Genomic DNA, 211 nt, shown 5'->3' with positions numbered 1-211 from the left:
CTCTGACAATACTGTAGGACACCCGCGCAAAGAGAAGATTGCCAACATACTGAACCAGAGTTTGCAGGATATAGAGGCCATAGTAGGCCAGCAAAACGGTCACGGCAAGTTGGTTGAGATTGCTGAGGTACTGGTCGATAAAGTGGGAAGCCACAAGGGGAATGACACTTTTAATGACCGTCGTCGCGAGGAGAAAACTGAGTGCCCAAAA

The 211-nt window shown here is 48.8% G+C and carries 1 pseudogene; it reads right to left on the bottom strand.

Features of this window, described 5'->3' with window-relative positions:
* A pseudogene (locus SORDD16_RS11000) lies at window positions 1–211 on the bottom strand (ABC transporter ATP-binding protein); the annotation flags it as partial.

Origin of the sequence: Streptococcus oralis (assembly GCF_001578945.1) — a bacterium.
GTDB classification, from domain to species: Bacteria; Bacillota; Bacilli; order Lactobacillales; family Streptococcaceae; genus Streptococcus; species Streptococcus oralis_Q.
This window is presented reverse-complemented; position numbering and strand designations above follow the sequence as displayed.